Origin of the sequence: Nonomuraea fuscirosea (assembly GCF_035917475.1) — a bacterium.
GTDB classification, from domain to species: domain Bacteria; phylum Actinomycetota; class Actinomycetes; order Streptosporangiales; family Streptosporangiaceae; genus Nonomuraea; species Nonomuraea fuscirosea.
The window spans coordinates 6967121-6988034 of record NZ_CP109074.1 but is presented as its reverse complement, the minus strand read 5'-3'; the positions used below and the strand labels follow the sequence as shown (position 1 = coordinate 6988034).

Genomic DNA, 20914 nt, shown 5'->3' with positions numbered 1-20914 from the left:
GCGTCGTTCAGGCGGTCACCGGATCGCCGAGCCGGATCCGGCCGGGTCCCCTGGGCACGAGGCGGATGCCGAACCACGTCCTGCCGTCCCGGAGGCGATGCCGGGCCAGCGTCCTGAGCGGCTCCTTGCCCCTGGCCCCGGTGACCGGGTCGATCGTGGTGACCGCGCACCGGTCGCACGCCTCCGAGACGCGGAAGTCCACCTCGCCGATCCTGACCTCCTTCCACGCGTCCTCGGCGTACGGCTCGCCGCCGTCCACCACCACGCTCGGCCGGAACCGGGCCATGTCGAGCGGCGTGTCGCCGCCGATCTGCTCGTCCAGCAGCCGGAGCGACGCGGCGGACGTCAGCAGCAGCGGGGCGTCCCAGGCGAAACTGACCACCTCGCCGGGCAGGCCGCCGTGCGCGGGGTCGATGGATCGGCGGCCGGGGTCGTCCAGCCAGACGAGCCGGGCGGGGCGGCCGAGCAGTTCGGTGAACCAGGCGCAGGCGGCGTCACCGGCGGGCACCGCGTGGTCCAGGCCGGTGAACCTCACGGGGACCGGCTCGCCCGTGGGCGGGGAGACCTCCAGGTCGGGCCGTCCTGGGGCGGAGAGCAGGAGTTTGCCGCCGTCGAGGTTCCGCGCACGGACCGAGACCATCCGGGGGTAGTCGGCCAGCCAGAGGTGCTCGCCCGCCTCGTCGACCACCGCCCACCGGCGATCCCCGGCCAGCCCCCACGGCTCCACGGCGACGTCCGCCACGGGCAGCCCAGCCCCCGACTTGACCGGATAAACCCGGATATCAACCAGTCGCATGGCCGCATCGTAGATCTCCGCCCGGGCCCGGGACAGCCTTCACGGCCGCCGGATCCTCCCATTGACCGTCTTCGGACACCGGGCGGCCCCGCAGCCTCAAGGGGGCGGTCCCGGAGGTGGGTCAGATGCGGTCGCTGAGGGTGCTGAGGAGGCGGCCGAACACCCGGGTGGCCACACGTGGGGAGGTGGCCGCGTTCATGCGCATGACGTACTCGCTCTGCATCAGCGACCGTGGCCCCGACACCGCGAGCCCGTGCGTGGCCATCGTGGAGGCCAGGGCCGCGCGCCGTTTGCGCTTGGCGGAGTAGACGCCGACCACCTGGGCCGGGTCGGGCACGGTGGCCAGGCAGTGCACCAGGGTCGCCACGTCCTCCAGCGCCTGGTTCGTGCCCTGCGCCATGAAGGGCGGCATTCCGTGCGCGGCGTCCCCGAGCAGCACGCACCGGCCCGCGCCCCAGCGGGAGGGCACCTTGTGCCGGGTGTGCGGGAACCACTCGGCGTCGCCTTCACCGAGCGAGGCCAGCAGTTCCTCGACCGGCGCCGCCCAGCGGCCGAACCGCCGGCGCAGCAGCCGCACCGGGTCGGCGGCGGGCGCGCCCCGAACGTACGGCACGTCGAAGAACCATTGCATGAGCCCGTCACCGGCCCCCATGTACCCGAAGTCGCCCTGCCTGCCGATCATCAGCGTCGAGGTGGGCCCGGGGTCGAACGGCGCCGGCGTCAGCCCCTGCCAGATCGCCACCCCGGTCAGTGCCGCCTCGCCGTCGCCCAGCACCAGGGCGCGCACCCGCGAGCGCACCCCGTCGGCCCCCACCAGGAAGTCGCCGTCGTACTCCTGCCCCTCCTCGGTCCGCACCCGTACACCGTCACCGTCGGCCCGCAGGCCCGTGACCCGCGCGCCGAACCGGACGATGCCCTCGGGCAGCCCGCCCGCCAGCAGGCCGATCAGCGACGATCGCGGGACCACCCGGGCCTCCGAGCCGAACCGCTCCGCCAGCGCCTCCAGGTCCATCTCCAGCACCTCGCGCCCCCGCGAGGTCCGTAACCGCAGCGTGGTCAGCCGCTGCCCGGTCCCCTCCAGGCCGACGCCCAGGTCACGCAGGATGGCGGTGCCGTTGCACCACAGGGTGATGGCCCCGCCTCCGGTGCGCGGCCGCGGCGCGCGTTCCAGCACCGTCACCTCGTGTCCCGCCGCGATCAGCCCCCGCGCGGTGGCGAGCCCGCTGATCCCCGCTCCTGCCACGATCACCCGCATGCGCGGCCCCCGCTTCTGCTCTACCCATCGTAGTACTACGAGTTATAGAGCATTATCGCGCGTACGTCCACGCCGGGGCGCCGCCCCGCCTCCTGGCGTACGCTCGAAGGCACCATGGGCGAACGGCACCTGACGATCGGCGAGCTGGCGAGGAGCACCGGCGTCGCCACCTCGGCGCTGCGCTACTACGAGGAGCTCGGCCTGATCCCGGCCCCCGAGCGGATCTCGGGCCGGCGCCGCTACCCGGAGTCGGCGACGGCGCTCGTCGGCACGATCCTGCTGCTGCGCGACTGCGGATTCTCGCTGCACGAGTGCACGGAGTTCCTGGCCGCACAGACGCGCGGCGACGACTGGCGGGAGCTGGTCCGGCGCAAGCTCGCCGAGCTCGACGAGCAGATCGCCAGGGCCCAGATCGCCAGGAAGGCCGTCGCCCACGCGCTCGGCTGCCCGCACGACGAGCTGCCCGCCTGCCACAACTTCACCGCCGCCCTCGACGCCCGGCTCGCCGGACTGCCTCTGGAAGAGGCCCACCCGCACTGATCAGTAGAGCCAGCGGTAGGAGCGCACCACGTCCGCCGCGTCCCGGCCGGTCGCGCGGGCGGCGTCGGACTCGCGTACCGCGATGAAGGCGCCGACCAGCTCCTCGCCCAGCGCCGCGCGGATGCGCTCGCCGGCCCGCAGCTCGGTGAGCTGCTCCTCGACCGTGACGGGCAGCCGGCGGATGCCGTGCGCCGCGCGCCGTTCCTCGCTCCAGCCGCCGGGGTCCTCCTGCACCGGATCGGGCGGCGTGAGGCCGTCCTCGACGCCGGCGACGCCCGCCGCGATCACGGCGGCCAGCGCGAGGTAGGGGTTGGCCGAGGCGTCGGACGGCTTGAGCTCGACGTTGGCGTGCCCGGCGCCGAGCAGGGGAGTGGCCGGTACGAACCGCAGCGACGCCTCCCGGTTCTCGACCCCCCAGAACGTGTAGGCCCCGCACCAGTACCCGGGCCGCCTGCGCTGCAACGACGACAGGCTCGGCGCGCTGACGGCCACGATCGCGGGCAGGTCGCGCAGCAGGCCGGCCAGGTAGGCGCCGCCCTCGGCGGCCAGGCCCCCGGGCCCGTCGCCGCCCGACAGCAGGTTGGCCCCCGCGCGGGACACCGACGTGTGCAGGTGCCAGCCGTTGCCCACCTGCCCGAGCGTCACCAGCGGGGCGAAGCTTGCCCGCAGGCCGTGGGCGCGGGCCGCCGCGTGCACGGTCTGCCGCGCCAGCAGCTGCCGGTCGGCCGCGGTGACCGGGTCGGCGGGGGCGATGTCGAACTCGAACTGCCCGGGGCCGTACTCGCCGTGGAACTGGCCGACGGGCACGCCGTTGCGGTCGAGGTCGCGCAGCAACTGCTCGGCGAAGGCGTCCACGGCCAGCATCTTGGCCGGGCCGTAGGAGGGCCCGTCGTAGACCGGACGCACGTCGCCGTCGTCGTCGTCGCTCGCCCGGCTCAGGTGGAACTCCATCTCGTAGCCCGCCAGGAGGTCGAGCCCGAGCGCCGCGGCCCTGGCGACCTGCCGCTCCAGCACACCCCGCTGGTCGTACGGCCACGCGGAGCCGTCGGCCGCCACCTGCCGCCCCGGCACCCACACGAACCCGGGCTGCCCCGCGAGCCGGACGAGCCGGTCGGCGACGGGCATCAGCCGGATGTCGCCCGAGGGCGTGCCCAGCGGGATGTGCTCGAAGGTGATCCCGTCATGGGAGTCGAAGACCGCGAACAGCGGCGTGATGCCGACCCCGCGCTCGACTGCGGCGTCGTACTGGCCGGCCGGCACCGTACGGGAGCGCGGGATGCCGTTGTTGTCGGCCCACACGATCGTCACCCCGGCCACCCCGGCCGCCACCAGATCCGCCTGCGCCGCCCTGCCTCCCACCGGATCCCGCTGACCCGCCGCCGCCCCGGAGGCCGCCGGATCGCGCTGACCCGCCGCCCCGGCGGCCGGAAGGTCGCGTTGCTCTGTTTCCGTCTGCTGCGCCCCGGATCCCGCCACGTCCAGCATCGGCATCTCCCCCCGCGATCAGCCCGCTGACCTGGTCACTTTAACCCGGGACCCCCGGCACGGGCGGCGATACACGCGAAAACCATTTGAACGAGTGAGTACTCGCTCATTACGATTCGTCCCCATGACGAGAAGGCGAAGGGTGCCGGCCATGGCGCCTGAGGACCGCAGGGCCGCGCTCATCGCCGCCACCATCCCCCTCCTGCGCGAACACGGCACCGCCGTCACCACGCGCCAGATCGCCGAGGCCGCCGGCGTGGCCGAGGGCACGATCTTCGGCGTCTTCCCCGACAAGATCTCGCTGCTGCGGGCCGCCCTGATGGCCGCCTTCGACCCGGAGCCGGCGGTGAGCGCCCTGGCCACCGTCGGCACCACGCCGGAGCTGCGCGCGCGGCTGTGCGAGGCGGTGGCGATGCTGCGCAAGGGCATGCACGCCAACGCCAAGCTGCACGCCGCACCCAGGGAGTTGCTGACCGACGACCCCGAGTTCGGCGAGCGCATGCTGGAGAGCCGCCGCCGGATCATGGAAGCCATCGCCACAGTGGTCGAACCCGACCGCGAGCGGCTGCGCCGCTCTCCTGACGCCACGGCACAACTGCTGCTCATGCTGGTCGCCGTCACCGTCCACCACGGCCTCGGCGGCCTCGGCGGAGACGACCTGGGCGGCATGGATGACGAGGAGATCGTCTCCGTCCTGCTCGACGGGCTGCTCACGCGGCCCGATCTCACCCCTTTGACAGAAAGCCCCTGCTGATGCTGTTCCGCCTGCTGCGGGACCAGCTCAAGCCGTACGGGAAAGAGATCACGCTCGTCGTCCTCTTCCAGTTCGTGCAGACGCTGGCCACGCTCTATCTCCCCACCCTCAACGCCGACATCATCGACGACGGCGTCGTCAAGGGCGACACCGGTTACATCATGCGTGTCGGGATGGTGATGCTGGCCGTCACGCTGGTCCAGATCGTCTGCTCGATCGTCGCCGTCTACTACGGCGCCCGCACCTCGATGGCCCTGGGCCGCGACCTGCGGGCCGCGATCTTCCACCGGGTGCAGGAATTCTCCGTCCAGGAGGTCAACCGGTTCGGGCCGCCGTCCCTGATCACCAGGACCACCAACGACGTGCAGCAGATCCAGCTGCTCGTGCTCATGACGTTCACGATGATGGTGGCGGCGCCGATCATGTGCGTCGGCGGGATCGTGCTGGCGCTGAACCAGGACACGACGCTGTCCTCGCTGCTGCTCGTCGTGCTGCCGCTGATGATCGCCGTCGTGGGCACGATCGTGGTGCTGATGCGGCCGCTGTTCCGGACGATGCAGGAGCGCATCGACCGGATCAACCAGGTGCTGCGCGAGCAGATCACCGGCATCCGGGTGATCAGGGCGTTCGTCCGCGACCGGCACGAGCGCGAGCGCTTCGCCGTCGCCAACGAGCAGCTGACGGACGTGTCGCTGCGGGTCGGCCGGCTGATGGCGCTGATGTTCCCCACCGTCATGCTGGTGGTGAACCTGTCCAGCGTCGCCGTGGTGTGGTTCGGCGGTCACCGCATCGCCGACGGGAGCATGCAGGTCGGCGCGCTGACCGCGGTCATCTCCTACCTGATGCAGATCCTCATGTCGGTGATGATGGCCATGTTCATGTTCATGATGATCCCGCGGGCCGAGGTCTGCGCCGAGCGCATCGAGGAGGTGCTCGGCACCGAGCCGACCGTCCACCCGCCGGCCCGGCCCGTCACCCCCGACCGGCAGATAGGCGAGCTGGAGCTGCGCTCCGTGGCCTTCCGCTATCCGGGCGCGGAGGCGCCGGTGCTGAGCGACGTGAGCTTCACGGCCCGGCCGGGCCGGACGACCGCGATCATCGGCAGTACGGGCAGCGGCAAGACGACCCTGCTCAACCTCATTCCGCGCCTGTTCGACGCGACCTCCGGCGACGTCCTGGTCGACGGCGTCGACGTGCGCGACCTCGACCCCGCCGCGCTGGCCCGCGCCGTCGGGCTCGTCCCGCAGTCGCCGTACCTCTTCTCCGGCACCATCGCCTCCAACCTCAGGTACGGCAGGCCCGACGCCACCGACGAGGAGCTGTGGCGGGCCCTGGAGGTGGCCCAGGCCCGTGAGTTCGTCGAGGCGATGCCCGGCGGCCTGGAGGAGCCCATCGCCCAGGGCGGCACGAACGTCTCGGGCGGCCAGCGCCAGCGCCTGGCCATCGCCAGGACCCTGGTGCACCGGCCCGAGATCTACCTGTTCGACGACTCCTTCTCCGCCCTCGACTACGCCACCGACGCCCGGCTGCGCGCCGCCCTGGCCGAGGAGATCACCGACGCCACCATCGTCATCGTGGCCCAGCGGGTGAACACCATCCGCGACGCCGACCGCATCCTCGTCATCGAGGAGGGCCGGATCATCGGCAGCGGCGACCACGCCGAACTCATGAGCACGTGCCCGACGTACCGGGAGATCGTGCTGTCCCAGCTCACCGAACAGGAGGCCGCGGCGTGACCACCCAGGCGCCCCCGCGCCGTCCCCAGCCAGGATTCGGCCCGGGCCGGATGCTGAGCGGGCCCGCCGAGAAGGCCCTCGACTTCGGCGGCACCCTGCGCCGCCTGGTCCGCCTGCTGCGCCCCGAGCGGGCGATGCTGGCCGTCATCCTGGCCCTCGGCACGGCCAGCGTGGCGCTGACCGTGTCCGGCCCCAAGATCCTCGGCCACGCCACCGACCTGATCTTCTCCGGCATCATCGGCGCCCAGCTGCCCGCCGGGAGCACCAAGGCGGAGGCCGTGGCCGGGCTGCGCGCCCGCGGCCAGGACACCTTCGCCGACATGGTCTCGGCCATGAGCGTGGTGCCCGGTCAGGGCATCGACTTCACCGCGCTGGCCCAGGTGCTCGGCTGGGTGCTGGCGGTCTACGTGCTGGCGGGGCTGCTCGGCATCGTGCAGTTCCGGCTCACCACGATCGTGGTCCAGCGGGCCGCGTCCCGGCTGCGCGAGCGGATCGAGGCCAAGCTGGGCCGGCTGCCGCTGAGCTACTTCGACGGCCAGCCGCGCGGCGAGATCCTCAGCCGCGCCACCAACGACACCGACAACATCGCCCAGTCGCTGCAGCAGACGATGAGCCAGCTCATCTCCTCGCTGCTGACGGTCATCGCGGTGCTGGTCGTCATGTTCTGGATCTCGCCGGTGCTCGCGCTCATCGCGCTGATCTCGGTGCCGCTGTCGGTCTATGTCACCGCCGTCATCGGCAAGCGGTCGCAGCCGCAGTTCATCAAGCAGTGGTCGTCCACGGGCAAGCTCAACGGCCACATCGAGGAGATGTACGGCGGCCACACGCTGGTCAAGGTGTTCGGCCGGCAGAAGGAGGCCGCCGGCACCTTCGCCGAGCACAACCAGGACCTGTTCAACGCCAGCTTCAAGGCCCAGTTCATCTCCGGGATGATCCAGCCGGCCATGATGTTCATCGGCAACCTCAACTACGTGCTGGTCGCCGTGGTGGGCGGGCTCAAGGTGGCCTCGGGCTCCATCTCGCTGGGCGACGTGCAGGCGTTCGTCCAGTACTCGCGGCAGTTCAGCCAGCCGCTGACGCAGGTGGCCGGCATGGCGAACCTCGTGCAGTCCGGCGTCGCCTCCGCCGAACGGGTCTTCGAGCTGCTCGAAGCGCCCGAGCAGTCGCCCGAGCCGGAGAAGCCCGCGCGGCCCGCGGAGGTGCGCGGACGGGTCTCGTTCGAGAACGTGTCCTTCCGGTACGCGCCCGACCGGCCGCTGATCGAGGACCTGTCGCTGACCGTCGAGCCCGGCCAGACCGTGGCCATCGTCGGCCCGACCGGCGCCGGCAAGACGACGCTGGTCAACCTCGTCATGCGCTTCTACGAGGTGACCGGCGGGCGCATCACGCTGGACGGCGTCGACATCGCCGAGATGTCCAGGGAGGAGCTGCGCGCCAACATCGGCATGGTGCTGCAGGACACCTGGCTGTTCGGCGGCACCATCGCGGAGAACATCGGCTACGGGGCCGAGGACGCCACGAAGGAGCGGATCGAGGCCGCCGCGCGGGCCGCCCACGTGGACCGCGTCGCCCACACGCTGCCCGACGGCTACGACACCGTGGTCGACGAGGAGGGCAACACGGTCAGCGCGGGCGAGAAGCAGCTGATCACGATCGCCCGCGCCTTCCTGTCCGAGCCGGCCATCCTCATCCTGGACGAGGCGACCAGCTCGGTGGACACCAGGACCGAGGTGCTCATCCAGCGGGCGATGAGCTCGCTGCGCGAGGGGCGGACCAGCTTCGTGATCGCCCACCGCCTGTCCACCATCCGCGACGCCAGCCTGATCCTGGTCATGGAGAACGGGCGGATCGTCGAGCAGGGCACGCACGAGTCGCTGCTGGCGGCGGACGGCGCGTACGCCCGGCTGTACTCGGCCCAGTTCGCCCAGGCCGCCGTGGAGGTCGAGTGATCAACCAGTGTCGCTGATCGGCCGGCCTCGCTGATCGGCCGGCCCCGGTGATCGGCCGGCCTTGTGAGGGGGCCGGCCTTGTGACGGCCGGCCGGTCAGTCGCCGAAACCGGTGAGCGTCACCTTGCCGACGGCCGTGCCGGACTCCATGATCCGGTGCGCCTCGCGCAGGTGGGCGGCGTCGATCCGGCCCAGGTCCCTGGTCGCCGTGGTGGTCAGGACACCGCGGTCCACCAGCCGGGCGACCTGGGTCAGGATGTGGTGCTGCGCGATCCGGTCGGGCGTGCCGTAGAGGGAGCGGGTGAACATCAGCTCCCAGTGGAACGAGATCGCCTTCGACTGCAGCACCCCGACGGGCAGCGTGTCGTGGTCGTCGATCACGACGATGTCGCCGAACGGCCTGAGCATCTCGGCGTACGCAGGCAGGTTCCGGTCCGTGCCCGCGGTGCTGAAGACGTAGTCGAGACCGTCGGGCGCGATCCCGGCCACCTGCGGCGGCAGCGGCTCGTGGTGGTCGACCAGGTGGTGGGCGCCCATGCGCCGGGCGAACTCCACGGTCTCGGGCCGCGAGGCGGTGCCGATCACGGTGAGCGCGGTGAGTGCCCCGGCGAGCTGCACCACCATCGAGCCGACGCCGCCCGCCGCCGCGGTGACCAGCAGCGCCCCGGCCCGCTCCAGCGACGCCCGGCGCAGGCCCAGCCGTTCGAACAGGCCCTCCCACGCGGTCAGCGAGGTCAGCGGCAGCGCGGCGGCCTCGGTGAAGGTCAGCGTGGCGGGCTTGCGGGCGACGAGCCGCTCGTCCACGACGTGGTACTGGGAGTCGCAGCCGGGACGGTCGAGCGCGCCCGCGTAGTACACCTCGTCCCCGGTCCTGAACAGCTCGGCCCGGTCGCCGGTCGCGACGACCGTGCCCGCCGCGTCCCAGCCGAGCACCTTCGGCTCGCCTCCCGGGTCGGTGTTCTTGCGCGTCTGGTAGTCGACGGGGTTGACCGCGACGGCCTCCACCCGGACCAGCAGATCGGTCGGTCCCGGCTCGGGGACGGGCAGCTCGACGTCCACCAAACTCTCGCCGTCGTCCAGCGGAAGGCTCTTCCGGTACGCGACGGCGCGCATCCTGCCGGCGTTTTCCCCCATGACGCATCCCCCTTAACAGCCCGGCGTCGGCGGGCCATGAGGCGACCCCTGCCCGCAGGTCGTGCCCTTAACACGGGACGTTTCCCGCCCGTTGATCGAGGTCTCCGGGCAGGGGAGGAGGACGGCGGCGTGCAGGGGGCTGTCGCGGGAAGGGAGGGGGTTTGTCGCCTCGCGGAGAGTTAGGCGGTGCTCACTTCGCGCAATAAATGCCTGCATGACGGCAACCACGAAGAAGTCCTGCTCCTGCGGACACGGATCGTCCTGCTCATGTGCCGCCGGTTGCAGCTGCGGCTGCAACTCCTGACCCGCGCCGGGCGGCCGGGACAGATCGCCGGGATGTTCTCCGGTCATCCGGCCGCCCGCCGCACTCTCCGCAGCATTCTCGGCAGCATTCTCGGCTGGGGTCGCGTGCGGGTATCGCTCTAGTACGTACGGCCGCGCCGCGCTGGTTCACTCTGATGCCGGACTGCCGTGGAGCCGGTCCAGGGCCGGATCGCCGCCGCACAATGAGGCCATGACCTACCCTCCACCTCATCATCCGCAGGATCCCCGGGCCGCGCAGGGGACCCCGGACGGCAGGCCGCAGCCCGCTCCCGCCGCGCCATGGCCGGGCCACGGCCCCCGGTCAGCCGGGCCAGGCCCCGGCCGGCCCGGCAACGGCCCACAGCCCCGGCAGGGCGGCCCGCCACCCGGCTTCGGCTCACCCCGCTTACCCGGCCCGCCTCACCCTCACGAGCAGGCGGACCAGTACGGCCGGCACGGGCAGGCGGGCTCGTACGAACAGGGGGACCAGTACGCCCGATCGGGCCGGCATGGGCAGGCGGGCCCGTACGAGCCGCAGGACCGGTACAGCCGGCCGACCCGGCACGGACGCGCCGACACCTACGGGCAGGAAGACACGTACGGACAGAGCGACGCCTACGGGCGGGGCAACGGCCACGGACAGGCTGACGCCTACGGGCAGGGTGACGCCTACGGCCGGGCGACCCAGTACGGGCAGGCCGACCTGTACGGGCTGCCCCGGCACGACTACGGCACGGCGCCCCGGCGCGGCAACACCCTGGTCATCGGCCTGTCCATCGGGCTGGGCCTGCTCCTGCTGGCCGGCGGCACGGTGGGCGCGGTGACCTACCTCGGCTCCCCGGAGACGCCCGCCGCCCTGCCGAGCAGCGCGACCTCGTTCCCGACGACGGCGCCGTGGCAGTCCGACGCGCCCTCCGACGCGGCCGGCGACGCCGGTGACGAGCCGTCGGCCGGGCCCGCGGACGAGGCGTCGGCCGGGGCCTCCGACGAACCGGAGGCCGAACCGTCGGGTGAGCCGTCGGAGCCGGCCGCCGACCCCACGGCCACCCCGCCCGCCTCCGGCCGGGCCCGGCCGGGCTCGCCGATCGCGCACACCGAGTTCGGCGACTGGAAGTTCAACCTGAGCGGGGTCAGGTTCTCCGCCGCCAAGGTGGCCGGCTGGACGTACGACAGCTGCGACCCCGTGGACGGGCGGGGCGTGCTGGCCAAGAACAAGTGCACGAGCGCCGTCCAGGTCGCCTACACCGCCTACCGGGGCCACCTCAAGGCGGTGCAGGTCATGATGATGTTCCCGACGGACACGGCGGCCAAGGCCGCGGCGACCCGGCTGGCCAAGCTCAACTCGAACGCGGTGAACATCCGCAGCGACATGACCTTCTCCACGTTCGCCTACGGAGCGATCCGGACGAACCCCTCGAAGAAGTACGTCGTCGTCACCATCGTCACGGCGGACAAGACGGCCAAGGCCAGGGCCGAGAAGTTCCACCTCTACATGCAGGCCGACTCCATGAGCTACTTCATGCTGCGCGACGTGACCGTCACCAGCTGACCCTCCGTCCCGCGAGCGGGCCAGGAGGTCCCGGGCGGGCCGGAAGGTCCGGAAGGCGGTCAGGCGCAGGTGTAGCCGGACGGAAGGGTGGTGTCGCCGTTCGGGCGGGTGGCCTGGAAGCCGACGCTGGTGGTGGCCGCACCCGGGGCGAGCGAGCCGTTGTGGGCGGCGTTCCTGAAGGTCACGGTCTGCCCGCTGACGGTGGCGGCGACGTTCCACGAGCCGGTCAGCGTGTGCCCGGCCGGCAGCGTGAAGGTGACCGTCCAGCCGCCGATGGCGGACGTGCCGGTGTTGGTGATGGTCAGGGGCTGGACGACGTACCCGGTGGCCCACTGGGTCTGCACGGTGGCGAGGGCCGTGCAGCCCCCGGTGGCGGGGCCGGGCTGGGTGGTGACCTGGACGGTGGCCGACACCGGCGAGGCGTTGCCCGCGGCGTCCCGCGCCCTGACCTGGTAGCGGTAGGTGGTGCCGGGCGACAGCCCGGTGTCGCTGAAGGAGGTCGTGGCCGAGGAGCCGGCCTGCGTGAACGTGCCGCCGCTCGCGCCGGGCGCGCGCAGCACGTCGTACCCGGTGACGCCGGTGTCGTCGGTCGAGGCGGCCCAGGTCAGCGTGGCGCCGGTGGCGGTCACGGCGGACGCGGCCGGGGCGCCGGGCGGGCTCGGCGCGGTCGTGTCGCCGGAGCCGCCGCCGAGCGCGGGCGTCTGCCAGTCGCGCCACTCCGCCAGGTTGCCGGCCGCCCTGGCCGAGATCCGCATGGCGCCGGGCGCGTCGCCCGTCCGCAGCAGGAACTTCTGGATGTGCTGCTGCAGCGGGGTGCGCCATTCGGGCCGGTTGGCGCAGTGGCTGCCGTCCTGTACGTCGGACCAGTACGTGATGTTCTCGCCCGCCCCGAGCGCCTTGTACACCTCGGCTCCGCCCAGCGCCGCCACGCTCGCGGACCTGGGGCCGAGGTTGGTGATGTGCGGGTTGTCCATGACGAACAGCCCGCGCGGCGCGACCATGGCCACGAGCTGGTGGGTGTCCACGGGCAGCAGGGCCGGGCTGCCGGTGAACGAGCCGAACGCGTCGCCCAGCCACGGCTGCTCGCCGTACGCGCTGCTCAGGCTCTGGGCGCCCTCTCCTGGGATGCCCCGGAAGATCGGCACGCCGGCGCTGCCCGACTCGATCGGCATGGTGAGCGCGATGCGCTGGTCGAAGGCGCCGGCCACGAAGGCGCCCTTGCCGAAGCGGGAGCAGCCGGTGACGCCGGTGGCGTCCGCCTTGAGCAGATCGCTGCCCGACTGCTCGATGACGTCGATGATCCGGCTCACGCCCCAGCCCCAGGCGAGCAGCAGCCCGGTGCTGCTGGAGGAGCCGTAGACGCTGTAGAAGGCGCCCTGCTTGTTGCTGCGCGGCGTGCCCTCCCGGCCGACCGCGTACGGGTCGTAGCTGATGACGGCGGCGCCGGCGGCCCTGATGGCGGCCGTGTCCGCGCCGAACCCGCCGAGGACGACGACGGCGGGGAAGGGCCCGGTGCCGCTCGGCAGCGAGACGCTCGCCGAGAAACTGGAGCTTCTGCCGTTGTGGCTCACGTTCACGGTGATGCCGGTGCTCGAGACCGTCCCCGTGACGCTCGACGGCTTGGGCGGCTTCTCGCCGTAGACGAACTTCTCCGCGAGCCGCTTGGTCTCCTCGCGCAGGCACCGCCAGTCGGCCCTGCTGGTGATCCGCGACCCGTTCAGCTTCCTGAACGGGTCGGGCAGCCGGGAGATCGACGGCAGCGAGCCGGCGTCGGGCAGACCGGGCACCACACAGTCGGCGCCCTCGTTCTCGTCACCGGCAGCAGCCGCGACGGCTCCGTGCGCCGCGGCGGCCTGAACAGGCGGCACGGCCGCGGCCCCCGCCACCGGCGCCCCTCCGGCGAACGCGAGCGTCGTCGCGGCCGCCAGGGCGACGACTCGTGCGAGCATCCTGGAGCGGACCAAGCTGATGATCACCAGAGCTCTCCCTCCCGGGTGGGGGCGTTGGCGATCAGTGTGGAAAGCCCTCCGAAACATGTCAAGAAGACTCCGAAACCTTTCGGAGGGCTCGCCTGGTATTGAGCCGCTGTACAGCGCGTACGTGCCGCGAGTTTTCGATAACTATCGGAAACTAGCTGAAACTAACGCTTTGACGGTCACCAGGTGACCGGCAGCTCGTACATGCCGTACACCGTCGAATCCTCCTTGAACGCCAGCTCCTCCTCCGGCACGGCCAGCCGCAGCCCGGGCACCCGCCGAAGCAGCGTCTCGAAGACGATCTCCAGCTCCACCCGGGCCAGGTTCTGTCCCAGGCACTGGTGGGCGCCGTAGCCGAAGGCCAGGTGGTTGCGGGCGCCGCGGTCGACGTCGAAGCGCTGCGCGTCCGCGAACGTCTCCGGGTCGCGGTTGCCGGCGTTGGCCAGCATGAGCACCCCGGAGTTCGCCGGGATCACCGTGCCGCCGAGCTCCACGTCGGCCGTGGCCACCCGCACCATGGCGAACTCGGCGATGGTGAAGTAGCGCAGCATCTCCTCGACGGCGTTCACCGTCTTCGCCGGGTCGGCGCGCAGTGCGGCCAGCGCCTCAGGGTCGCGCAGCAGCTGGTACGTGCCGAGCGAGATCATGTTGGCCGTGGTCTCGTGCCCGGCGATGAGCAGCAGGAACGCCAGGCTGAGCAGCGCCGGGCCGTCCACGGCGCCGTCGTTCTCGCGCTGCTTGGCGATCTGCCGGCTGAGCAGGTCGTCGGTGGGCTCCTGCTCCTTGGCCTTGATCAGCTTGTCCAGGTAGAGGGCCAGCTCCAGCACGGCGTGCCCGCGCTCGTCCTGCGTGGTCCTGCGGTCCAGCAGCCGCGCCGAGTGCAGCTGGAAGAAGTCGTGGTCGGCGTACGGCACGCCGAGCAGCTCGCAGATCACCAGGGAGGGCACCGGCATCGCCAGCGCGCGGACCAGGTCGGCCGGCTTCGGCCCGTCGAGCATGGCGTCCAGGTGCTCGTCCACGATCTGCTGGATGCGCGGGCGCAGCGCCGCCATGCGCCGGACGGTGAACTCGCCGATCACGGCGCGCCGGGCCGGCCCGTGCTCGGGCGGGTCCATCTCCAGCATCATCTTGGGCAGCGGCGAGTCGGCCAGCCCGCTCCCGGTGTCCTGGGCCAGCCGCGGCATGCTGGGATGGCGGCGGTCGGCGGTGAAGCGCGGGTCGGTCAGGATCGTCCTGATGTCGTCGTAGCGGGCCGCGACCCACGCCTCGCCTCCGGCGGGCAGCGTGACCTTGGCGACCGGCTGCTCCCGCAGAAGACGCAGGTGCTGCTCGGGTGGGGCGTACGGGCAGCCGCGGGTGGTTTCGAGCGTCGCAGCGGGGTCAATCGTCAAAATTCTCCCCATTCGGTGTGCCATTCGATGTGGTTGCCGACGGCAAAGATAACCTACAGATGTACGTTAACGTGCCGGGTCCGCGCCCCGCGCGCCCGCCCCGCGCAGAGCGGCGACGGCGACGAGCACGCCGAGCAGGACCAGGGCGGCGTTCACGGCGACGGCGGCCCTGACGCCGTGCAGCACCGCCCCGCCGCTCACCGCCCCCGCCGAGGTGGCGGTGACGATCGCCGACATGATCGGCGTGCCCATGGTGATGCCCACCTGCTGCGACATCGACGCCAGCCCGGTGGCCAGCCCCTGCTCGCGATCGGGCAGCCCGGCCGTGGCGGTGACCATGAAGCCCACGATGACCAGCATGTTGCCGACCCCGCCGAGGAAGGTGGCGGGCAGTTGCAGCCACAGGGAGGCCGGCGTACCACCCAGGAGGAGCAGGACGGCGGTGAAGGCCGCCTGCAGCAGCCCGCCGCCGACCAGCGCGGCCCGTGCGGACGCGCGGGCGATGACCCTGGGGGCGAGCAGGCCGCCGAGCACCGTCCCGAGGCCGAGGCAGGCGAAGGAGACCCCGGCGGCCAGGGCGGAGAAACCGAGCGTCTTCTGCAGGTAGAGGGTGAGCAGGTACACCAGCGACGTCTCGGTCACGAACGCCAGCAGGCCGAGGACGTTGCCCCACGCCACCGTGCGCTTCCGCAGCACGTGGACGGGGATGAGCGGCTGCGCCGCCCGGCTCTCGACCGCGTAGAAGACCGCCAGCAGGACGGCGCCGGCGAGCAGGCCCGCGAGCGTGGCCGGATGGGTCCAGCCGTGCTCTCCGGCCTGGGTGAGGCCGTAGACCAGGGCGAGCAGGCCGAGGGTGACCGACAGCGCGCCGGGCAGGTCGATCCTGGGCCGGTCGGCGGGGCGTGACTCCTCGATGACGGCGGGGGCGACCAGCAGGACGGCGAGCGCGATGGGCACGTTGACGAAGAAGGCCCAGCGCCAGGAGAGCAGGTCGGTCAGCACGCCGCCGAGGATCGCGCCGGTGGTGAACCCGGCCGACATCAGGGCGCCGTTCAGTCCGAGCGCCTTCTGCCGCAGCGGCCCCTCGGGGAAGGAGGTCGTGAGCAGGGCCAGGCCCGCCGGCGTGGCGGCGGCCGTGGCGAGCCCCTGGGCGACGCGGGCGGCGATGAGGATCTCGGGGGTCGGCGCGAGGCCGCCGGCGAGGGAGGCGAGGCCGAGCAGGGCGAGGCCGGCGAGGAAGACGCGCTTGCGGCCGACGAGGTCGCCGACGCGGCCGAAGAGCAGGGTGAACCCGGCCGCCGACAGGGCGAAGGCGGTGGCGATCCACTGCAGGTTCGCCAGGGAGAAGCCGAGGCCGTCGCCGATGAGGGGGAGGGCGACGTTCAGGATGGAGAAGTCGACGGCGAGCGTGAACTGGGCGACCAGCAGGACCGCGAGGACGACTTTGAGCCGGCCGGTGAGCCGTGGTGGCCGGGCGGGGGCGGGGGCGAGGGTGGACATGACGGGACGTCCTTCCGGCAGGGTGGTCGGAGATGCTCTTAACGGGTCTGTGGTTCCGTTAGAGTGAATGTAGCACCGCGATGGCTGCTAATGGAACCTGAGTCCCGATAAGGAGTTCTGTATGGCCGACGTGCCAGCGCGCGGGGCCGTCCGTCCCGGCGGGCGGACGGCCCGCGTGCGCGAGTCCGTGCTGCGGGCCGCCGCCGACACCCTCGTGGAGAAGGGTTTCGACGAGCTCGACCTGGCCGAGATCGCCCGGGTCGCGGAGGTGGGCAAGACCACCGTCTACCGCCGCTGGGGCAGCCCGGGGGCGCTCGCCGCCGACCTCCTCGACGACATGGCCGCGCAGTCGCTGCCCCGGTCCAGGACCGGGAACGTACGGGACGACCTGCGGGAGAACGCGCGCCTGGTGGTCAGGACCCTGACCGATCCGCGCCAGGGGCGGCTGTTCAAGGCGCTCATCGCCGCCTCGCTCTGCGACGAGCAGGCGGCCCTGGCGCTGCGCCGCTTCTACGCCGTGCGCATCGACGAGTGGGCCGGCTGCGTCGCGGACGCCGTCGAACGGGGCGAACTGCCCTCGGGGACCGATCCCCGGCGGGTCATCGCCGGCGTCTCCGCGCCGCTGTACTACGCGCTGCTGAACACCGGCGAACCTCTCGACGAGGCGGCGGCCGACCGGGCGGCGGAGACGGCGCTGGCCGCCGCGCGCGCGGGGGTGTGGGCGGAATAGCGGCCCCCGTCGTCCGGGTGGCTTTACCGGGTAAGCACGGCAAGGGGACCGGCGCACGAGGGTGTCAAGGGCCGGGGTTCCGTGCTGGACTGAAACGGTCTAGACAGGTTCAGGGGCGCTCGGTACGTTGATCGTGATTTATCGGGACATTTGCCCCATTCTCGTGATTGAGGAGCAGGACTTGGCGAAGCAGAGCACGTCGTTGCACTCGGGATGGACGCTCCGCCTGGCGGGCGGTGCGCCGGCCGCCGGCCTCGACCGGCTCACCAGCGAGGCCGTACCGGCCCGGGTGCCCGGCTGCGTGCACGCGGACCTTCTGACGGCCGGGCTGATCCCGGATCCGTACCAGGGGCTCAACGAGCTGGAGGTGGCCTGGGCCGGCCGGGCCGACTGGCGCTACGAGACGGCTCTGGCGGCGGCGCCGGCCGGTTTCGAGCGGACGGACCTGGTCTTCGAGGGGCTCGACACGGTCGCCACGGTGCTGCTGGACGGGGAGGAGCTGGGCCGGACCAGGAACATGCACCGTTCGTACCGGTTCGACGTGACCGGGCGCGTACGGGACGGCTCGGCTTTGTCGGTGCTGTTCACCTCCGCCTACACCGAGGCCGAGGCGCAGCGCGAACGGCTGGGCGCGCGGCCGAACGCCTACCCTGAACCGTTCAACTTCATCAGGAAGATGGCCGCCAGCTTCGGCTGGGACTGGGGACCCACCCTCGTCACCGCCGGCATCTGGCGGCCGGTCCGCCTGGAGAGCTGGAGCACCGCCCGGCTGGCGCAGGTCAGACCCCTGGTCACGGTCACCGGCGGCGCCGGCGAAGGCAGCGGCGGCACCCGGGCCGACGGCAGGATCGAGGCGCACGTCGAGCTGGAACGCACCGAGAGCGGGGCGGACCGCGAGCTGACGCTGACGATCGAGACGGGAGGGCGGACGGCCACCCGGACGGTGCCCGCCGGCGCGGGCAGCGCCGTGGCGGTCCTGGAGATCCCCGCACCGGACCTGTGGTGGCCGCGCGGGCACGGCGATCAGCCCCTGTACGAGTGCGCGGTGGTCCTGTCCGACGCCACCACCGGCCAGGTCCTGGACACCTGGCGGCGGCGCGTCGGCTTCCGCGCGATCGTGCTCGACCGGACCCCGGACGAGCACGGCACCGCCTTCACCTTCCGCGTCAACGGCCGGCCGATCTTCGCCCGTGGCGTCAACTGGATCCCCGACGACGCCCTGCCCGCCCGCCTCACCCCCGAGCGCTACCGGCACCGGCTGACCCAGGCCGCCGAGGCGGGCGTCGACCTGGTCCGGGTCTGGGGCGGTGGCATCTACGAGGACCACGCCTTCTACGACGCCTGCGACGAGCTGGGCCTGATGGTGTGGCAGGACTTCCTGTTCGCCTGCGCCGCCTACCCGGAGGAGCAGCCGCTGCGCGGCGAGGTCGAGGCCGAGGCCCGCGAGAACGTCGTCCGGCTCGCCCCGCACCCCAGCCTGGTGCTGTGGAACGGCAACAACGAGAACCTGTGGGGCTTTCGCGACTGGGGCTGGGAGCCGGAGCTGGCAGGTGAGAGCTGGGGCGAGGGCTACTACCTCGGGCTGCTGCCGCGTGTGGTGGCCGACCTCGACCCCACCCGCCCCTACCAGGCGGGCAGCCCCTGGTCAGGCTCCTGGGACCGTCATCCCAACGACCCGGCGCACGGCCCGTCCCACTTCTGGGAGGTGTGGAACCGGCGCGACTACACCGGCTACCTCGACGACGTGCCGCGCTTCGCCGCCGAGTTCGGCTGGCAGGCGCCGCCCGTGCACGCCACCCTGCGCGAATCGATCGGCGACGACCAGCTCGACGCCGCCTCGCCCGCCATGCTGCACCACCAGAAGGCCGAGGACGGCAACGGCAAGCTGGCCCGGGGCCTGGCCCACCACTTCACCGCGCCGGCCGACTTCGACCACTGGCACTACCTCACCCAGGTCAACCAGGCCCGCGCCATCGCGACCGGCGTCGCGCACTGGCGCTCCCACTGGCCGCTCTGCGCCGGCAGCGTCGTCTGGCAGCTCAACGACTGCTGGCCGGTCACCTCGTGGGCGGCCATCGACGGCGAGGCCCGGCCCAAGCCGCTCTACCACGAGCTGCGCCGCCTCTACGCCGACCGGCTGCTGACGTTCCAGGTTCGGGACGACGCCCGCGTGCTCGCCGTCGACAACCAGTCGCCCGAGCCGTGGCGGGGCAGCGCGCTCGTGCGCAGGCTGCGCGCGGACGGGACGGCGCTGGCGGAGGAACGGCTGCCGTTCGAGGCGCCGGCCCGCACGGTCGCGCTGCTGCCCCTGACGGTCGCCGAGTTCAAGGACGCGAGCGAGGAACTGCTGGTGGCGGAGGCCGACGGGCTGCGCGACGTCGTGCTCGGCCGCCCGGACAAGGACTTCGCCTACCCGGCTCCCGACCTCGACCTGCGCCTCGACCCCTCCGGCGGCACGCTCGGCGTCGTGATCACCGCCCGCGCCTTCGTCCGCGACCTGCTGCTGCAGGCCGACCGGCTCGCCCCCGGCGCCGTGGCGGACCGCGGCCTGGTCACGCTGCTGCCCGGCGAGACCGTCACGATCACCGTGACCGGCCTGAACGCACGGGGAGCCGACGGAGCAGGCGGCGCCGACGGGGCCGACAGCGCGGGCGGAACCGGCGAAATCGGTGGAACCGGCGCGATCGACGAGGCCGCGGTGCGGTCGGCGCTGTTCAGCGTCAACGCGGCGGAGGAGGCCGCCCGGCCATGACGCGCGCCGCCCGGCCGGCGGGCAAGGTGACGATCGCCGAGGTCGCCCAGCTGGCCGGGGTGTCCAAGGGCTCGGTCTCGCTGGCCATGAACGACAAGCCGGGCGTGTCCGCCGCCACGCGGCGGAAGGTGCGCGAGGCCGCCCGCGAGCTGGGCTGGCTGCCCAACCAGGCGGCCAGGTCGCTGTCGTCGGCCACCACGTGGGTGAGCAACGTGGGCCTGGTCATCGCCCGGCCGGCCCGCATGCTCGGGCTCGAACCGTTCTACATGGAGTTCGTCTCCGGCATCGAGAGCGTGCTGGCCGAGCGGTCCCACTCGCTGCTGCTGCGGCTCGTCCGCGACGTGGCGGAGGAGATCGACGTCCTCGACGGATGGAGCCGCAGCAGGCAGATCAGCGGCTCCGTCATGGTCGACTTCACCCTCGACGACCCGCGCGTCGCCGCCGTGGCGGCGCTGGGCCTGCCGGTGATCGCCGTCGGGCATCCGGACCTGACCGGCGGGCTGCCGTCCGTCTGGACCGACGACGCGGCGGCCGTCACCGAGGCGGTCCGCTACCTGGCGGCGCTCGGCCACCGCCGCCTGGCCCGTGTGGGCGGCGCGGCCAGGCTCGGGCACACGGCGCTCAGGAGCGAGGCGTTCACCCGGGCGGTCGCGGACCTGAACCTCGAACCCGCCCGCATCCTGACCACCGACTTCTCGGGCGAGCAGGGCGCCCGCGCCACCCGCGCGCTGCTCTCCTCCGCCCGGCGGCCCACCGCGATCCTGTACGACAACGACATCATGGCCGTGGCCGGCCTGTCGGTGGCCACCGAGATGGGCGTGCCCGTGCCCGCCGAGCTGTCCCTGCTGGCCTGGGACGACTCCCAGCTCTGCCGGCTCACCCATCCGCCGCTGTCGGCCATGAGCCACGACGTGTTCGCCTTCGGCGCCGAGGTCACGCGCCGCCTCATGGACCTCGTCGGCCGGGGCGAGACGGAGCACGGCCCCGCCCCGACCCCCGTCCTCGTCCCCCGGGGCACCACCGCCAGAGCCCGCTGACCTCCCGGCCCGCCCGGTCTGCTCGCCC

16 protein-coding genes are annotated in these 20914 nt (G+C 72.5%); 9 read left to right on the top strand and 7 right to left on the bottom strand.

Going from position 1 to position 20914, the window contains the following annotated elements:
- Window positions 1–7: 7 nt before the first annotated feature.
- Both OIE67_RS31965 and OIE67_RS31960 read right to left on the bottom strand, forming a co-directional pair.
- Entirely contained in the window at window positions 8–796 is a 789-nt protein-coding gene (locus tag OIE67_RS31965) for an MOSC domain-containing protein (RefSeq protein ID WP_326627432.1), read from the bottom strand.
- Window positions 797–917: 121 nt separating this feature from the next.
- Complete coding sequence (locus OIE67_RS31960; protein WP_326627430.1) at window positions 918–2051, bottom strand: FAD-dependent oxidoreductase; 1134 nt, start codon at window positions 2049–2051, stop codon at window positions 918–920.
- A 114-nt stretch (window positions 2052–2165) separates the two neighbouring features.
- Here OIE67_RS31960 and OIE67_RS31955 point away from each other — a divergent pair, with 114 nt between their 5' ends.
- Window positions 2166–2591: a MerR family DNA-binding transcriptional regulator gene (locus tag OIE67_RS31955; protein ID WP_106245653.1), complete on the top strand. Its 426-nt coding sequence runs from the start codon at window positions 2166–2168 to the stop codon at window positions 2589–2591.
- Here OIE67_RS31955 and OIE67_RS31950 read toward each other — a convergent pair whose 3' ends face one another.
- A complete protein-coding gene (locus OIE67_RS31950) occupies window positions 2592–4076 on the bottom strand; it encodes a glutamine synthetase family protein (RefSeq protein ID WP_326627428.1) in 1485 nt (494 codons plus the stop codon). It lies immediately after the preceding gene.
- A 151-nt stretch (window positions 4077–4227) separates the two neighbouring features.
- On the opposite strand from OIE67_RS31950, the gene OIE67_RS31945 reads away from it, so the two are divergent.
- From OIE67_RS31945 to OIE67_RS31935, 3 genes are read left to right on the top strand one after another with little or no spacing between them, the layout of a single operon-like run.
- A complete protein-coding gene (locus OIE67_RS31945) occupies window positions 4228–4830 on the top strand; it encodes a TetR/AcrR family transcriptional regulator (RefSeq protein WP_326627426.1) in 603 nt (200 codons plus the stop codon).
- Complete coding sequence (locus tag OIE67_RS31940; protein ID WP_326627424.1) at window positions 4830–6566, top strand: ABC transporter ATP-binding protein; 1737 nt, start codon at window positions 4830–4832, stop codon at window positions 6564–6566. Before OIE67_RS31945 ends, OIE67_RS31940 begins: the two co-directional genes overlap by 1 nt.
- Complete coding sequence (locus tag OIE67_RS31935; protein WP_326627422.1) at window positions 6563–8515, top strand: ABC transporter ATP-binding protein; 1953 nt, start codon at window positions 6563–6565, stop codon at window positions 8513–8515. The genes OIE67_RS31940 and OIE67_RS31935 overlap by 4 nt, the downstream gene beginning before the upstream one ends.
- A 95-nt stretch (window positions 8516–8610) precedes the next feature.
- Here the strand turns inward: OIE67_RS31935 and OIE67_RS31930 are convergent, their stop codons facing one another.
- Window positions 8611–9648: a zinc-binding alcohol dehydrogenase family protein gene (locus OIE67_RS31930; protein WP_326627420.1), complete on the bottom strand. Its 1038-nt coding sequence runs from the start codon at window positions 9646–9648 to the stop codon at window positions 8611–8613.
- A 186-nt stretch (window positions 9649–9834) separates the two neighbouring features.
- Here OIE67_RS31930 and OIE67_RS31925 point away from each other — a divergent pair, with 186 nt between their 5' ends.
- Window positions 9835–10074 (top strand): hypothetical protein, encoded by a 240-nt coding sequence (locus tag OIE67_RS31925; protein WP_326627418.1) that lies wholly within the window; start codon window positions 9835–9837, stop codon window positions 10072–10074.
- A gap of 88 nt (window positions 10075–10162) precedes the next feature.
- On the top strand, window positions 10163–11500 hold the full coding sequence (locus OIE67_RS31920; RefSeq protein WP_326627417.1) for a hypothetical protein: 1338 nt from the start codon (window positions 10163–10165) through the stop codon (window positions 11498–11500).
- Between the two features lie 59 nt (window positions 11501–11559).
- Here the strand turns inward: OIE67_RS31920 and OIE67_RS31915 are convergent, their stop codons facing one another.
- The 3 genes from OIE67_RS31915 to OIE67_RS31905 form a co-directional block, all read right to left on the bottom strand.
- Window positions 11560–13476: a glucuronyl esterase domain-containing protein gene (locus OIE67_RS31915; RefSeq protein WP_326627415.1), complete on the bottom strand. Its 1917-nt coding sequence runs from the start codon at window positions 13474–13476 to the stop codon at window positions 11560–11562.
- A gap of 179 nt (window positions 13477–13655) precedes the next feature.
- Window positions 13656–14867: a cytochrome P450 gene (locus OIE67_RS31910; protein WP_326627413.1), complete on the bottom strand. Its 1212-nt coding sequence runs from the start codon at window positions 14865–14867 to the stop codon at window positions 13656–13658.
- 66 nt (window positions 14868–14933) lie between these two features.
- Complete coding sequence (locus OIE67_RS31905; RefSeq protein WP_326627410.1) at window positions 14934–16367, bottom strand: MFS transporter; 1434 nt, start codon at window positions 16365–16367, stop codon at window positions 14934–14936.
- A gap of 121 nt (window positions 16368–16488) precedes the next feature.
- On the opposite strand from OIE67_RS31905, the gene OIE67_RS31900 reads away from it, so the two are divergent.
- The 3 genes from OIE67_RS31900 to OIE67_RS31890 all read left to right on the top strand — a co-directional run bounded on the left by OIE67_RS31900 (window position 16489) and on the right by OIE67_RS31890 (window position 20886).
- Complete coding sequence (locus OIE67_RS31900) at window positions 16489–17097, top strand: TetR/AcrR family transcriptional regulator (protein ID WP_326627408.1); 609 nt, start codon at window positions 16489–16491, stop codon at window positions 17095–17097.
- A gap of 181 nt (window positions 17098–17278) precedes the next feature.
- Window positions 17279–19849 (top strand): glycoside hydrolase family 2 protein, encoded by a 2571-nt coding sequence (locus OIE67_RS31895; RefSeq protein ID WP_326627406.1) that lies wholly within the window; start codon window positions 17279–17281, stop codon window positions 19847–19849.
- Window positions 19846–20886: a LacI family DNA-binding transcriptional regulator gene (locus tag OIE67_RS31890; protein WP_326627404.1), complete on the top strand. Its 1041-nt coding sequence runs from the start codon at window positions 19846–19848 to the stop codon at window positions 20884–20886. Before OIE67_RS31895 ends, OIE67_RS31890 begins: the two co-directional genes overlap by 4 nt.
- Window positions 20887–20914: the final 28 nt, after the last annotated feature.